The sequence below is a fragment of the Methanocalculus natronophilus genome (assembly GCF_038751955.1).
GTDB classification, from domain to species: Archaea; Halobacteriota; Methanomicrobia; order Methanomicrobiales; family Methanocorpusculaceae; genus Methanocalculus; species Methanocalculus natronophilus.
The window spans coordinates 192,091-206,412 of sequence record NZ_JBCEXH010000001.1; the positions used below are offsets into that span (position 1 = coordinate 192,091).

Genomic DNA, 14,322 nt, shown 5'->3' on the forward strand with positions numbered 1-14,322 from the left:
CAGGAGAGAAGAAAAGTTTTTGCTGAAGTGAGAAGCCTGCACGAACCATTATCTACCACACAGGTATAATTACAGGTTTGCTATGCAGACAAGACTGTTGCTCATGTGTATGGCCGGCATATGCTGCCTCGCCTTCTGTACCATTCCGGCTGCGGCTGAGCCCACCGGCACAATCACGATCACCTCAGAACCTACAGGAGCTGAGGTCTATATTACAAACGTCTTTCGCGGCTATACGCCACTCACCGTTCCTGAACTTCGTTCTGGTATGAACCGTATCCAGCTGAAGAGAGCAAATTATCAGAACTGGCGTGGAGTTGCCTTCATCATCGCTGGAGAAACCGTCACCCTGGATATAGAGCTCGCGAGAACCGGCACAACGCATCACGGGAACGGAAACATTGCCATCAGCTCCCTGCCAGGGGCAGCTGTCTTCCAGAACCTGAATTATCTCGGTACAACCGATGAACAAGGAGCATTCAGCATTGCACGAACCGATCCCGGCCTCCACCTGATCAGCCTGGAAAAAGATGGGTATATCCCCTATTCCAGACTGGTCAGTGTGGAATCCGGGAGGACGAGCGGTGTTGCTGCAGATTTAAGCCCGGAATATCAGCCCACTGCTGCGACACCACCTGCAACACCAGATCCATCAGCACCAATACCGACACCCCCTGAGAGGAGTCCGGTATCACCGGTGCCTGTAATCATCGGACTGCTGCTTGCAGCAGGCTGTATGCTGCTTATCCGCCGGACCTGATCCGGTCAGCTATCCAGTCGCCGACACTGCTCGTCGACTGGGACCCGCCCATATCCTTTGTGACATGTCCTGCCACAATAGAGGATTCTATACCCTTCAGGACAGCAGACGCAGCATCCTTCTCGCCGAGCGAATCCAGGAGGAGTGAGCCAGCCCAGATGGTTGCAAGGGGATTTGCCACGTTCATCCCCTTGTATTTGGGTGCTGAACCATGGATCGGCTCAAACATCGAGATCCCATCCGGATTGATGTTGCCACCGGGAGCAAGCCCAAGACCCCCCTGGATCATGGCACCGAGATCTGTTACGATATCCCCAAACATATTCGGGGTGACCACGACATCAAACCATTCCGGATTCTTGACAAACCACATCGTCACTGCATCCACAAAGGTAAACTCTGTCTCAACGCCGGGATAGTCCGAGGCAACCGAGGTGAAGACCTCGCGCCAGAGCCCGTAGATATCCGAGAGGACATTGGCTTTATCGACTGAAGAACACTTTTTTCCACGCTCCATTGCCCGCTCAAATGCATAGCGGATCACCCGGTCTGCGCCTTCGCGGCTGATCAGGCCGATCTGGTAGGCGATCTCGTCTGCATCGCTCTCTACATCGAGACCGAACTTGATCGAGTAGAGGTTTCGGATCACCTCGAGGCTGGTTTTTTCTGCGCCTTTGAACCGCGATCCGATCCCGACATAGAAATCCTCGGTATTCTCCCTGACAACGACAAAGTCGATATCTTCGGGCTTTTTATTCGCAAGCGGGGTTGAGACGCCATGCAGAAGCTTAATCGGCCTGAGATTAATGTACTGGTCAAAATGAAACCGTAGCGCAAGAAGAATTCCTTTTTCAAGCACACCCGGTTTTACCCGGTCATCACCGATTGCGCCAAAATAGATGGCATCACAGGCCTCAAGGCCCTCGATATCCTCCTCGGTGAGGAGTTCTCCGGTCTTCAGATACCGATCAGATCCAATGGAAAAATCCACCCAGTCAATGTCAAAACCATACCGCTCACCTGCGGCATCCAGGACGGACTGGCCTGCAGAGACTATCTCAGGGCCAATTCCGTCTCCTCCAATTAATGCTACTCTGTGCATGTCTTAATCTCCGGATGGGCTAATGCGTATTCAACAAGTCCTCCTGCCCTGATAATCTCAAGGAGAAAATCAGGGACAGGTTCAGTCGGGTACCGTTTCCCTTCGGACTCGATGTACCCGTCACTGGTATTCACAGTCACGCTGCTGCCGTCCTTAATCGCTCCTGCACCCGGACAGGTGAGGGGAAGAAGACCGGTATTAATCGCGTTCCTGTAGAAGATCCGTGCAAATGATTCGGCGACAATCACCCTGACACCGGCACCGCGGATGGCAAGCGGGGCATGTTCACGGGACGACCCGCAGCCGAAGTTTCTGCCGGCAACGATGACATCACCTTCTGCTGCTTGCTTGGAGAACTCATCACGCGTCCCCTCAAATGCATGCTTTGCCAGTTCTTTCTCATCATAGATCGTCAAAAAACGACCCGGTATTATTGCATCCGTATCAATATCGTTTCCAAATTTCCAGGCACGCATTGTTCTTTACACCTCCCTTGGATCGGTGATCTCACCATAGAGTGCGCTTGCAGCAGCTGTTGCCGGAGACGAGAGATAGACCTCTGCTTCAGTACTCCCCTGCCTGCCCCGGAAGTTCCGGTTCGAGGTGGAGAGCGAGACTTCGCCTGGTGCAAGGAGGCCAAACGCGCCCCCCATGCAGGGGCCGCAGCAGGGCGCTTCAACAAGTGCACCCGCCTCGACGAACCGCTCGATGAGCCCTGCCCTGAGAGTCTTCAGGTACTCGTCACGGGATGCCGGGATGATGATCACCCGCACCTTCTCATTGAAAGAGTCGCTCCCAAGAACCTCTGCTGCCTCCTGCATATCTTCGAACCTGCCGTTTGTGCATGATCCAATGAAGACCTGGTCGACTTTTCTCCCGGCAACATCCTCCACAGAAACGACATTATCGACATTATGCGGAACGGCAACCTGTGGCGAAAGAGATCCGACATCATACTGCCTCTTCTCAAGATAGACTGCATCAGCATCAGGTGCAATATCCATGGAATCTCCGGATCTCCGGTCCTTCAGGTATTCAAGGGTTGTTTCATCAGGGGGGACAATGCCTGCCTTGCCGCCCATCTCGATTGCCATATTGGAGCAGGTCATCCTCCCCGCCATGGACATGCCAGAGAAGGCTGATCCGCCAAACTCAAGCGCCCGGTAGGTTGCACCATCTGCCCCGATATCTCCGGCCATCCTGAGAATAAGGTCTTTTGGCCCGACCCGCCTGTCAAATGATCCTTCTGCATCCACCCGGATCGTCTCAGGAACACGGAAGTAGAGAGCACCGTATTTGAGGGCAAATCCCATGTCTGTTGAACCGATACCGGTTGCAAATGCACCGACAGCGCCATACATGCAGGTATGGGAGTCACTCCCGACAACGATATCACCAGGCCCGACCCTGCCTTTCTCAAGTGCCACCTGGTGACAGACACCTTCACGGAGATCATAGTTTACAATCCCCTGCTCCTCTGCAAAGGCTCGCATCATCTGGTGGTTTTTCGCCGCCGGAATTGAATCTGCCGGTATCTGGTGATCAAAAAGGAGAATAATCTTTTCTGGATCGAATACACGTTCTCCGCCCATCTCCCAAAACTGGGTGATGGCAAGAGGCCCGGTGATGTCATGGATCATTGCCGCATCTATTCCTGCCATGACAACGTCACCTGCACGAATACTCCGGCCGCATTTCGATTGGAATATCTTTTCAGCAACTGTCATTCCGTTGGCCATTGGTACATAAATGGCATGTCAGGGTATACTATAGTTTGGATTGGAAGCGATGCAAAAGGCTCTGCAGATGCAGCCTGAACTGACAATGAGTATGCCCTGGATACCCGTCCTGAACAGAGACAACAGGCAAGATTCATGCAGGATACCCGCCAAGACTGGTATACCGGTTCCCACCATGACCAACAGAGTATCGGCTACCTTAGACGAAGCAGAAGACGAGATCTCCCGCATTGTTTTGGAACTTGGGAGGCAGCAGACCAAATCCGGCCTTGCCGGTTTCATTGCCTCAGAAATCCGCCGCTATACTCCGCGTGACCTGATGGAGATTGCAGCAGCCCTCAGGCGCGAAATACAGAGCCTGCCTGCTCATTACCAGGAAGGTTATGGAGCATCTGTCCATGAGCAGATATTCGGCACCCACCACCGGATCCTCCTGATGGAGAGGAATGGTGCCCTGGAAGAGCTGCCCGGAGAGATACCTGATCCTGACCTGTTCCAGACATTCTGCCGGATGGTTCAGCAGGCATGCCTCTTGCCCCACCATACTGATGATGCGCACATGACCCCGATGGGGAGGCTCCTCTACTATCTCCTCTCCTGTTTTCTCATCTTTGTCCTTGAAGAGCCGGCACATCCGATCGGCACACCCTTTCCCGGCGGGTTCAGGGTTCAGCTGAGAGGCGGTGTCGTCTGCTGCCCGGTAAAAGAGAAGGAGGGGGATGTGCCGTATGCACTCTGCCGGTTCTGCCCCTCAAAGCAGGCATAGGCGTAAAACCACCCGCCAGGAAGCCCTGCTGCCGGTAACCCTTTTGAAAACAAGCTGACACTCAGGCGCTGCAGGAGTCGATCATGCCGAGGAGGACAACAAGCCGCTCACCGTCGAGCTGCGCTTCAGCAACAATACAGGCGATCATCCTGTTCTCCCTAAAAAGCAGGACTACATCGTCAATCCCGGTCAGTGAGGAGACAAGAAGCAGGAGCTTCCCTCTCTCTGTCAGGTGCCGGGGAGCTGCTGCCAGGAACCGGGTGATCGTCTCCCTGCCGTCACTGCCACCGTCAAGGGCATATTCAAGCCAGTCGTCGATGCGATCGGATTCTTCAGTCGGGAGGTATGGGGGGTTACAGAGGATCAGATCAAACCTCCCGCAGATACCATCAAAGAGATCGCATCTGACAGCTGCCACACCCCGTTGAAAGGCAGAGCGTACAGCATGGGGATTGATATCTGTTGCAACAACAAGGCCTGCATGCCCTGCCAGTCCCTCTGAGACCTCGCCGCTGCCGCACCCGATCTCAAGAACGGTATCGCCTGGAGCGAGAACCCGGAGTGCTGCTTCTTTGAGCAGAACGGTATCTTCTGCCGGCGCATAGACCTCTGGATGGATCGGGTGCATGCTACCTCTTCATACCAGCTGAAAGAGTATTTGCAAGTTCGATAAACTGCTGGAGCGAGAGGTTCTCGGGCCGTGCCGAGAGGGTCGCTTCATCAAGACTGTCGATCAGGGCAGTGATCTGATCCTCGCCAAAGATGCCTTTGCCACTCTTCAGGCAGTTTCTTACTTTTTTTCTCCTGTGGGAAAAGAGTGTCCTGACAAGGAGTGAAAACGTCTGCTTGTCAGCAATTGGAACAGGCGGATCAATTGGAGTGAGGCGGACAACCATTGACCAGACCTCTGGCGAGGGCCAGAAGGCACGCGGCGATATCTCCATAAGAGGCTTGACTTTTGCATGTGCCTGCACCATCACCGAGAGACGGCTTGCATCAGCTGTACCTGCTGGAACCATCATCTTGCGTGCATACTCCCACTGGTACATCAGAACCGCCACTTCAAAGCCCGTCTCAAGAAGACGGAAGGTGATCGGAGATGAGGCAGAATAGGGGAGATTGGCAATGACAATCTCAAACGATGGCAGCGGGCAGCTGACGGCATCACCATGAATGATCTCAAGCTGCCCGGCTTCTATCTCCTGGCAAAACTCGTCTTTCAGTGCGAGAACCAGTTCAGAATCGATCTCAACAGCGATGACGGTTGCACCACGGTCAAGGAGTGCGCGGGTAAGCACCCCCCGCCCGGGTCCTATCTCAAGAACCCGTCTGCCATCAACCGGAAGAGCTCCTGCGATCCGGTCAACAACAGAGGGATCAATGAGAAAGTGCTGATCGTACCTGGCTCTCATCGTGATGTGAAGAGATGGTATTTCACATCCGGATCCATGATCTCCTCAAGAATCCGCTCAACTATCATCCGTTCAGGGTGAGGAAGCGCCTTAATCCTGGTGCGGATATCCTCAAAACTCTCAAAGGGTTTCCTGTGGCGTGCCTCAAGCACCTCGGAGAGGATCTTCTTCCCGATACCCGGAAGCAGATGGAGCATGTGTTGTTTCAGGCTTATTGGAACGGATTTATTAAAAAATTCCACAAACCGCGGTTCATTCTGTTTGACGATCTGCTCAATGGCATACGGGAGTTCAAGTTTTGCATTTGTGGTCAGCTCTTCGTAGCGGAGCCGCCGCTTCACGCGTTCAACTTTGGGCCGCTCACCATCTCCGATATAGAGCAGCTCATAGATCTCAATATCCGCAGTCTTTGGAATAATCTCAAGCAGTTTGAACTGGTCAACACCGACTGCCTGGATAAGTGGTTCGCGTTTAATTATCGGGCGTGGATCGTCTGGACGGCCGTGCTGCAGTACATCAATCGCTAGCGCTTGACTCTCTTTCTTCTCCGCTCTCATACCAATAACCTCAGCTATGATCTGCAACCAGATCGAGGATCGCATCAAGTTCTTCAGGTGTCAGGGTGAAGCGTTCCTTGGCATAGATTGCCCGGAGCTCGTCCCTGTTCCGTGGCATCAGATTGACGATCCTGTATGCAATATCCGGTTTCATCTTCTCCAGTTCAAGCAGTGCATCAAGAAGGGTTCGTGAAGCATCAGGAGAGAGCTTTGTAAGGTGATTGACATGTTCAATGCTCTTCCTCAGCTCGTAGGACATCTCTTTTCCAGATTCGAGACGCTCAGCCTCAATGGCGAGAAGCGACTCGCGAAGTTCCGGAAGGGTAACCCTTTCCTCGCTAATAAATGCTTTTACTTTCATGTCAATCACCAGAATAAATGAATTAATATTTCTGTGCTTTTAGATGTTGTGGTCGTGCGATGACTGTCTTCGTCGCATTCCCGTCTTTGACCTCTAAGACCCATGACCGGCCGCGTGATCCGATGATCGTGCCGGTCTTTCCATGGAACCTGCGGTGGGGCATACCCTTCTGGATACTCGGTTCGACAACCAGATGAACCTTCTGCCCTTTTTCAAAGTCCTGGATGACCGAGGTTACTGGTGGAAGGCCACGTTTTCTGAGTGCTTTCTTAAACTTGTATCGAGTCTTCTTCCGTGGGCCGTTATGTAGTGCCATCTTTACTCTTCTCCATTCTCCGGCATACCTTCGACAGCAATGACATCGAGTGTCAGAACTGTTGCAGGGATACCGAGGATCTCTGATAGACTGGGATTCGTCCTGCCATTATCCCCTGATACCAGTTCCTTGATGTAGAGTCCCGCTTCCCCGATCACCTCGATCAGGTACCGGTCATCCTCGACACCAAGACACCGGATACCAACAACCATACGCTCCCTTATACGATCTGCTCTCCTATGTGAAACGCGTTGCGGGGTGCGTTGACTGATTACTGCCCCATTCAGGGCTTCAAGAGCTTTTTTGACCGTTTTTGGGGAGGTATGACCCTCGATATCGACCAGAATCCTGTATGTTTTATGCGCTTTGTGCGATTTAAGGGTTTCCACCTCCCTCCTGCCACTCCACCGTGTGAGCGTAACCGTGACACGACCGCAAGCCGCAGTATTGATCGCAGACTCAAGGTCACCCAGATCAATCTGCCTCTTCCGCGGAGCAGGAATCTCCATGATAAAGGGACGGCCCGATCCGACCATGAGCGCATCGATATCCTCACGTCCGGCGCCGTGGAGGATTGCGCCTGCTGCCTGGAAGAGCCCGATTGCAGGTGTTCCGATCAGCTCCTCAACCGAATCCGGGTACTGCTTTCCTAAACCGCCGCATTCCGGACAGCCTGCGCCACGGCATGAGCGGCAGTCCCAGTGTGTCTGGGGGATGCCCCGCTCAAGTTTCCTGTACCTGCCATGGAAAAAGACGGGTGCTATCTGAACTTCGACTTTTTCCTCAGCGATATTCAGGATCACAGTCACCTCGGGATTCTTTGGGTCACCAGTCTTCCCGGTGAGCGCGGCAACGGCTTTTCCCACCTCCCTGTTCATCTCGGATTTCAGGGGTTCAGGGTCACCAAGCGAGAAGTCGCTCCAGAGCATCTCTTCAGACTCAGCCATCATCGGGGGAACCCGGGTTCCTATCACAAATGTATCATGCTCAATCCCATCAAGGGCATCTGCCACACGCGCTGCCCAGGAGTCGATCCGGGTGAAGAGATCTGAACAGACAAAACATGTCCCTCTTTCATAGCCGGTAAAGCGGATGTGTGCATCCAGGGCATGGGCAACCCTGAGGGCGTGGCCGCGTTCTGCATTTGAGAGGCCAAAGGATCGCCGTGCAAAGAGACGGCCAAGGCAGTGATCGCAGATCGGGCCGCTCTCAAGGATTGAACCGACAAGAGGAAGGAGTGACATCATGCATCCCTCCGATCAGCTTCATTGAGAAAGATGGTGATGGTGTGATCCCCATGGAGGATCTTGTTGCCAACCGAGATGCGTGGAAGGTCTGCTATCAGCTCCTCTTCGGCGTCAGTGAAGTTCAGGTGGTCAGAGAGGAGGAGGTTCCCGGGGAGGGTTTCAAGGGACCGGATATCAGTTCCTCCTTCGTCAAGGACAGCAAACGGATAGTCGGCAAGCAGCCGCAGAAGACCTCCGCACCGGATGAATACACCCGGAGACGTCTCCCTGAAGTCGTCACCGCATGGTTGTGCAAGCGCCTTTTTGATCAGGGCTCCCGCACTTCGCTCATCAGGGTTCAGTGACCGGATCGTCTCACCCTTCAGGAGAATGGTCCGCTCGCCATCTTCCAGGCTCTCATCCCGGCTCACCGGGGAGTCACCGGCCGCTGCTGCGCCTTTCAGGATCAGAAAACATTCGACATCCCTCCTGAGCCCGTGGGAGAGGAAGAAGGAGGCATTCACACACCGGCAGAGAACATCCATCCGTCCGGCGCTCCCGGGCATATCATTGAGCGGGAATCCGGGGTCGGTGACGGCACGATGGCCAATAACAGCAAATCGTTTCATATACATCTCCATTATGGCTTCCCAGCGGGTATCTCGAGCCCTGGAACCGGGAAAAAGTACTATACAACTAGGAACCGCTGCCACAATAAACCTGCGTCTGGCAGCTGATGAGAGAACCTATGCCCGTTGCCAGGCAAAACAAGCGGTTTGAATACCCTGTTTGCGTAATCACTCTCTGTATGATTCTTCTCCATAGTTCTGAAGGTCATTCCTATCCAAAGACTATCATACTACACAAATGGCCTCAAATCGCAATTATATGACTAATTTTAATAATAAAAAAATACTATATTTTGACATCCATATCTATGACTTCAGCTGCTGTCCTTACGATCATTGGCGGTAGAAGACCCAAGAGACAAGTCTCGTGGTACCTTGGAGAAGGGCCGCTCGTATTTGCGTATCAGATTAAACCCCCACCGCCCCTGACCCGTCCGCAAATGCTTCGCAAGGGAGTTTGAGCCGGGTTGCCGCAGATGCTGGCGCGGGAGGGGCGGGAATACTCCGGGGGCAGCCAGAGGAGATATGCCCCGATTCTACGAATCGTCCTGACGGATTGCTCTTTCGAGCAAGGGCTTATCACCTCTGTCCGCCTTATCCCCATCGCCTGACCCCGCCCCCCTATACCCGCGCCGCACCTGCTTCACTCACTCCCAAATGTTTCCGGTTGCTGCAATCAGGATCTCTTCCCCGGGATCGTTTCCCACGCTCCGAAGAATTCAGGAAAACCCTCATGATCAGCGAAGAGCCAGAATTTTGGAGAAGAGTCAAAAGAACAGAAGTAAATGGAGAAGAGAACAGAAGTAAGTGGAGAAGACAAGAGAAGTAAGAGAAGTAAGAGGAGAGCCCAGAATGAGCAGATATCATCCAGGCGATGTCGTCCTTGTTCCATTCCCCTTTGATCATGGAGAGGATCGGAAAGTCAGGCCGGCAATTGTGTTGTCAGTAGAATCAGGAGACGTCGTCCTGGCTCCCTGCACCCGGCAGATGGTTGTTGGAGATACCGGATCAGTCGCAATAGGGCTCGACGACTTTCTGGAAGGCGGCCTCGATCTCTTTGACGGGAGTTTTGTCCTGGCTGGCAGGAGAAGAACCCTCCCGGCAAGGACCATCATTGCACGAAAAGGCAGGCTGACAGACGAGAGCTTCAAAGAGATCCTGGTTCGTGCCAACCTATACTAAACAGGAGAGAAAAAGCTGGCAGGACCAAGGCAAAAACGAGGGGAGAACGGGACCGAGCAGGAGAGAGACAGGCAAAAAAACTACGGCAACTTGTCGCCGCCGAACTGCTTCATCATCCGGTTCATCGAGAAGCGTCCTCCGCCTTTGAATCCTTTCAATGCACGCTGCATAACCTTGTAATATTTGATCAGCTCCCGGACATCATCGAGGGTCGAGCCCGAGCCATGGGCAATACGCTGTGCACGCTGGGTATTGATCAGTGATGGATCTGTCATCTCCGCATCGGTCATTGAGTCCATCATAATGCGGTAGCGTTGCATCTTGACAGAGGTGACATCGTAGACCTCGCTTGGGACATTCATATTGCCAAGCGGCAGCATCGAAAGCACCTGCTTGAGGGGGCCCATCTTATTGAGGGCTTCAAGCTGCTGGTACATGTCTTTCAGGGTAAACTTGCCCCTGAGCATCGCGTTGACATCGACATCTGTGTCCATCACATCCTCGGCACGCTCGGCAAGGGCTCGTAAATCACCCATACCGAGCATCCGTGAGATGAAGCCATCCGGGTCGAACCGCTCAAGATCATCGATCGTCTCACCTGATCCGATGAAGACAATCCCGGAATGGGTCTCAGAGATCGCCGAGAGCGCACCACCACCTTTTGCGGTACCATCCATCTTCGTGACGATGACACCGTCGATTCCGATAGCGTCATGGAACCGCTTTGCCTGGTCACGGGCGGCCTGGCCGAGCGCAGCATCGATGACGAGCCAGCGGTGATCAGGTTCTGCCAGCTCGTTGATCTGCATGATCTCATCGATCAGATCATCCTCAAGTGCATGCCGCCCGGCGGTATCGATGATGATGATCTCACGATCACGGAGAGCATCAAGACCTTCCCTCGCAAGCTTCACCGCATCCTTCTCGGCAGGATCACCATGGACCGGGACATTCATCTTCTGGCAGAGCGTCTGGAGCTGGACAAAGGCACCCGGCCTGAAGTTGTCGCAACAGATCGCGCCAACCTTCAGCCCCTTTCTCTGGAGGTACCGGCAGAGTTTTGCTGTTGTTGTCGTCTTGCCTGATCCCTGAAGACCCGCCATCAGGATTGTCTGGGGCTTCAGGGAGAGTTCTGTCTCAGGACCCATCAGTGCAACCAGTTCCTGGTAGACGATCCTGAGCACATGATCCTTCACCCCCATTCCTTTTGGCGGATCTTCATCAAGTGCGCGCTTCTTTATCGACTGGGAGAGCTGCATCACGAGTTTGACATTGACATCAGCCTGGATGAGTGCCCGCTGAAGATCCCGTATGAGCTCTTCAACAGCAGCACGATCCACTACAGCTTTCCCGGCGAGTTTTTTCACCGCATCTTTGAGGGATCCTGACAGGGAGTCAAGCATCAGGCATCATCTCCCATAATCTCGTTAATAATGAGGTCAGGTGTAAACAAAACGATATCTGCATACTCCTGGCCGACACCGAGGAAGAGGAGCGGTTTGCCGATGGTATAGGCAATTGAGATGGCAGAACCGCCTTTTGGATCCATATCCGCCTTCGTCAGGATAACGCCATCAGCCCCGACAGTCCGTTCAAATTCTGCAGCCCTGACAACAGCATCGTTGCCTGCGGTTGCCTCGTCGACATAGAGGATCAGATCTGGCTGTATCACACGCCGGATCTTATCGAGCTGGCTCATCAGGTTTGCCCGGTTATGAAACCGCCCTGCCGTATCAGCAAGCACCACATCAGCCTTATGAGCCCGTGCATATTCAACTGTATCATAGAGGACTGCAGATGGGTCAGCTCCTTCCTGGTGATGGATCAGGCGGACACCCAGCCGCTCTGCATGAACACTGATCTGCTCAATCGCACCGGCACGGTACGTATCTCCTGCCCCGATAACAACAGAAAAACCCTCTTTCTTCAGGAAATCAGCAACCTTTGCAATGGTCGTGGTTTTTCCGGTTCCATTGACACCTGTGAAGAGGATCTTCACCGGGCGGGGCTGTGATCGGATATAGGATGGCAGATCAAATCCGTCTCCAAGCACCTCACGGAGCGCGTCCCTGAGTGTATCATTCACAAGCCCGGCTGGATCCTGCCGTATTTTCCGGTGTTTTCCCAGAAGCGAACTCCGCATATGGGAGATAATGGCGTCTGTCACGGGAAGGGCGACATCGGACTCAAGCAGGATCATCTCAAGTTCAAAGAGCGGCTCCTCAAGATCCTTCTCTGTCAGGATGAATTCACGCTCTGTGACAAGCGTTGCGAATTTTTTAAAAAAGCCTGCCTTCTCAACCTTTTTATCAGCATCAGATGCCCATTTCTGAGCCGGTGGCTGCGCCTGGCTATCTGCCGTCACTGCCTCGCCTGCAGTCTCTCCGTGAGATGAAGCAACAGGAGCCTCGATGGCAGTGGCTGTATCTGGATCATCCTGGGGGGAGGAGTCCGGGGCTGCCTGAATATTTTCCTCAATAGAGAGGCCGATCTTCGCGCGGACATCCCGCAGCTTCGTCTTCAGGCCTTCAAACATGCTTCTTTGTTCAGCTCCGGCCAGAAGACTGGCCCATGCCAGCCTGGTACAGCTGCTCAAGGCGCCTTCCAACCTCTTCAGCCTGCGCCTGGAGTTTCTGGATCGTCTCTGCGAGACGCTTTCCCTGGGCTTCCATCTCAACAATCCGCTCTGTCAGATAGGAGACAGTCTCCTCATTGGTCTTCTCAACAGAAACATCAGCACCGATTGCAACAATACAGGTATCGGGATCGAGAATTTTTGCACGGACTGCTGCACCACCGCCAATCGGGAGGAGGCATACCGCATCAGTTGTGCCGGCAAGCCCCCTGAGGGTCTCAATTGAGGTGTTCATATCCATCCGTGCATTATCGATGAGCTGAAACTGTCGGGAGAAGGCTTCAATCTGCTGATTGTACTCGTTCAGGTACATCTGAAGCGTCTGAAACTCCTGTTCAGGTGTCCGGGCACTGGTATTATTCGCCATTGACCTTCTCTACGCTCTCAATTTTGATTAATCTTCTCTCGAGACGGTGTTTGCTTCCCATCAGGGTATAAATCCGTTCTCTTGCCTGTGCTTCGTTCGGTGCCTCGATCACCTTGATGTATGGTTTCCATGCATCACCGATCTTCATCGTACCGCGTACTTCAAATTCTGCTAACTCCATTCAGCTCACCGTAATAATCCAAAGACGTCTTCCATACGTCCAAGCTCAAAACCTGTTGTGGTACCGCCTGCAACAAATCCTTTTGAGTTGGCAAGGACACCTGTTCCAACCAGATTTGAACCCATATTGACAGATCCACACCCGACCGGAAGCGAGGTGAGTGCCTCGACCCGCTCGATCTCCTGCCGGGTTGCCCGTGGAGAGAGAAGAACGCCTTTGTTTGTCGCAGCAGCTGCCATCCCGACTGTCGGGATACCGGCAACCTGCATCCGCTCAACCACGACATTGAGAAAATCCCTGATCTGGTCAGTTATTCTAGCAGGCATCTCGGGATGAACAAGCGCAAACTCGTCATTTACCAGGATACAGTTGCCAGCGGCGTTCATCGTCTCTTCCAGAAGCATCACTTCCCCGTACTCCTCCAGCTTCCCGCGCTCCTCCCGGGATATCAGGCCTGAAGCGATCATTCCGCGGCTGTTGCCGGTGAGGAGTGAGCCGATGATGGATGACCCCTGCAGGGACATCCGCACGATCTCAACATCCAGGCTCTCCGTAACAGCGTCAGCAAAGGCATCGGAGACTGTTGCGGGAAGGACGGCAAACTCCTCAAATGCCCGGCAATAGACCCCGATATTCGGATCGCCATTGAGGGACAGGGTATGCTTCATCTCATTCTCCGGCAAGTTCTGCCTGAACCTGACCATCCGAGAAGCGCATCGCACGGATACGGATCTTTGACGGGGGCTTCTGGCCACCGCGCTCCCATACCTTCTCGTTGATGCTCCGGTCAAGTTTGACGTCGTCGCTTTTCATATGCTTTTCAAGATATTTGCGAATATCCTTCATTGCAATCTTGGAACGCTTCCATTTAGGGGCGCGTTTTGTGTCCCGGAGCGGGATGATATAGATCTGCTCCTTCTCTGCTTCTACCATTGCTCACACCTTCAGAGTGCTGCGCCTCCAGTTGCGCCGCTTTGGATGCGATACAACCGCACGCTTTGTTTTTATCATAACCCAGGACGGAACCCTCCGGTTCTGCCGGGTGGCTTTTGCCATACGAATCTTTCGACCCTTTGTCAGTTTGCTCAT

General features: G+C 53.4%; 20 protein-coding genes. 3 read left to right on the forward strand and 17 right to left on the reverse strand.

What is annotated here, in order from left to right:
• The first annotated feature begins 82 nt into the window (after positions 1–82).
• On the forward strand, positions 83–760 hold the full coding sequence (locus tag ABCO64_RS00975; RefSeq protein ID WP_253457510.1) for a PEGA domain-containing protein: 678 nt from the start codon (positions 83–85) through the stop codon (positions 758–760).
• Here ABCO64_RS00975 and ABCO64_RS00980 read toward each other — a convergent pair.
• From ABCO64_RS00980 to ABCO64_RS00990, 3 genes are read right to left on the reverse strand one after another with little or no spacing between them, the layout of a single operon-like run.
• On the reverse strand, positions 744–1,862 hold the full coding sequence (locus ABCO64_RS00980; protein ID WP_253457513.1) for a 3-isopropylmalate dehydrogenase: 1,119 nt from the start codon (positions 1,860–1,862) through the stop codon (positions 744–746). The two genes, ABCO64_RS00975 and ABCO64_RS00980, sit on opposite strands and share 17 nt — an antisense overlap.
• Positions 1,850–2,338, reverse strand: coding sequence for a 3-isopropylmalate dehydratase small subunit (locus ABCO64_RS00985; protein ID WP_292616675.1), 489 nt, complete (start codon positions 2,336–2,338; stop codon positions 1,850–1,852). The genes ABCO64_RS00980 and ABCO64_RS00985 overlap by 13 nt, the downstream gene beginning before the upstream one ends.
• Before the next feature lie 6 nt (positions 2,339–2,344).
• Positions 2,345–3,589 (reverse strand): 3-isopropylmalate dehydratase large subunit, encoded by a 1,245-nt coding sequence (locus ABCO64_RS00990; protein WP_292616672.1) that lies wholly within the window; start codon positions 3,587–3,589, stop codon positions 2,345–2,347.
• A gap of 187 nt (positions 3,590–3,776) precedes the next feature.
• Between ABCO64_RS00990 and ABCO64_RS00995 the strand changes: the two genes are divergently transcribed.
• On the forward strand, positions 3,777–4,367 hold the full coding sequence (locus tag ABCO64_RS00995; RefSeq protein WP_253457519.1) for a DUF2115 domain-containing protein: 591 nt from the start codon (positions 3,777–3,779) through the stop codon (positions 4,365–4,367).
• A gap of 61 nt (positions 4,368–4,428) precedes the next feature.
• Here ABCO64_RS00995 and ABCO64_RS01000 read toward each other — a convergent pair whose 3' ends face one another.
• Genes ABCO64_RS01000 through trmY form a run of 7 tightly spaced genes read right to left on the reverse strand, consistent with a single transcriptional unit; the run spans position 4,429 to position 8,868 of the window.
• On the reverse strand, positions 4,429–4,995 hold the full coding sequence (locus ABCO64_RS01000) for a HemK2/MTQ2 family protein methyltransferase (RefSeq protein ID WP_253457523.1): 567 nt from the start codon (positions 4,993–4,995) through the stop codon (positions 4,429–4,431).
• Between the two features lies 1 nt (position 4,996).
• Positions 4,997–5,779: a 16S rRNA (adenine(1518)-N(6)/adenine(1519)-N(6))-dimethyltransferase RsmA gene (rsmA, locus tag ABCO64_RS01005; RefSeq protein WP_253457526.1), complete on the reverse strand. Its 783-nt coding sequence runs from the start codon at positions 5,777–5,779 to the stop codon at positions 4,997–4,999.
• Entirely contained in the window at positions 5,776–6,336 is a 561-nt protein-coding gene (locus tag ABCO64_RS01010; RefSeq protein ID WP_253457529.1) for a DUF655 domain-containing protein, read from the reverse strand. The genes rsmA and ABCO64_RS01010 overlap by 4 nt, the downstream gene beginning before the upstream one ends.
• A 10-nt stretch (positions 6,337–6,346) precedes the next feature.
• A complete protein-coding gene (locus ABCO64_RS01015) occupies positions 6,347–6,697 on the reverse strand; it encodes an RNA polymerase Rpb4 family protein (protein ID WP_253457533.1) in 351 nt (116 codons plus the stop codon).
• A 22-nt stretch (positions 6,698–6,719) separates the two neighbouring features.
• Positions 6,720–7,013, reverse strand: coding sequence for a 50S ribosomal protein L21e (locus ABCO64_RS01020; RefSeq protein WP_253457536.1), 294 nt, complete (start codon positions 7,011–7,013; stop codon positions 6,720–6,722).
• 2 nt (positions 7,014–7,015) lie between these two features.
• Entirely contained in the window at positions 7,016–8,257 is a 1,242-nt protein-coding gene (locus ABCO64_RS01025; RefSeq protein WP_253458151.1) for a tRNA pseudouridine(54/55) synthase Pus10, read from the reverse strand.
• Complete coding sequence (gene trmY, locus ABCO64_RS01030; RefSeq protein WP_253457538.1) at positions 8,257–8,868, reverse strand: tRNA (pseudouridine(54)-N(1))-methyltransferase TrmY; 612 nt, start codon at positions 8,866–8,868, stop codon at positions 8,257–8,259. Before trmY ends, ABCO64_RS01025 begins: the two co-directional genes overlap by 1 nt.
• Positions 8,869–9,720: 852 nt before the next feature.
• Here trmY and ABCO64_RS01035 point away from each other — a divergent pair.
• Positions 9,721–10,050, forward strand: coding sequence for a type II toxin-antitoxin system PemK/MazF family toxin (locus ABCO64_RS01035; RefSeq protein WP_253457541.1), 330 nt, complete (start codon positions 9,721–9,723; stop codon positions 10,048–10,050).
• Positions 10,051–10,130: 80 nt separating this feature from the next.
• Here ABCO64_RS01035 and ABCO64_RS01040 read toward each other — a convergent pair whose 3' ends face one another.
• Genes ABCO64_RS01040 through ABCO64_RS01070 form a run of 7 tightly spaced genes read right to left on the reverse strand, consistent with a single transcriptional unit; the run spans position 10,131 to position 14,322 of the window.
• Positions 10,131–11,453, reverse strand: coding sequence for a signal recognition particle protein Srp54 (locus ABCO64_RS01040; protein ID WP_292616297.1), 1,323 nt, complete (start codon positions 11,451–11,453; stop codon positions 10,131–10,133).
• Positions 11,453–12,586, reverse strand: coding sequence for a signal recognition particle-docking protein FtsY (ftsY, locus tag ABCO64_RS01045; RefSeq protein WP_253457547.1), 1,134 nt, complete (start codon positions 12,584–12,586; stop codon positions 11,453–11,455). The genes ABCO64_RS01040 and ftsY overlap by 1 nt, the downstream gene beginning before the upstream one ends.
• A gap of 10 nt (positions 12,587–12,596) precedes the next feature.
• On the reverse strand, positions 12,597–13,052 hold the full coding sequence (pfdA, locus tag ABCO64_RS01050) for a prefoldin subunit alpha (protein ID WP_253457551.1): 456 nt from the start codon (positions 13,050–13,052) through the stop codon (positions 12,597–12,599).
• Entirely contained in the window at positions 13,042–13,233 is a 192-nt protein-coding gene (rpl18a, locus tag ABCO64_RS01055) for a 50S ribosomal protein L18Ae (protein ID WP_253457555.1), read from the reverse strand. The genes pfdA and rpl18a overlap by 11 nt, the downstream gene beginning before the upstream one ends.
• A 5-nt stretch (positions 13,234–13,238) precedes the next feature.
• Positions 13,239–13,901 (reverse strand): translation initiation factor IF-6, encoded by a 663-nt coding sequence (locus tag ABCO64_RS01060; protein WP_253457557.1) that lies wholly within the window; start codon positions 13,899–13,901, stop codon positions 13,239–13,241.
• A 1-nt stretch (position 13,902) separates the two neighbouring features.
• Complete coding sequence (locus tag ABCO64_RS01065) at positions 13,903–14,166, reverse strand: 50S ribosomal protein L31e (RefSeq protein ID WP_253457561.1); 264 nt, start codon at positions 14,164–14,166, stop codon at positions 13,903–13,905.
• Positions 14,167–14,169: 3 nt separating this feature from the next.
• Positions 14,170–14,322, reverse strand: a complete 153-nt coding sequence (locus ABCO64_RS01070; RefSeq protein WP_253457564.1) for a 50S ribosomal protein L39e — start codon at positions 14,320–14,322, stop codon at positions 14,170–14,172.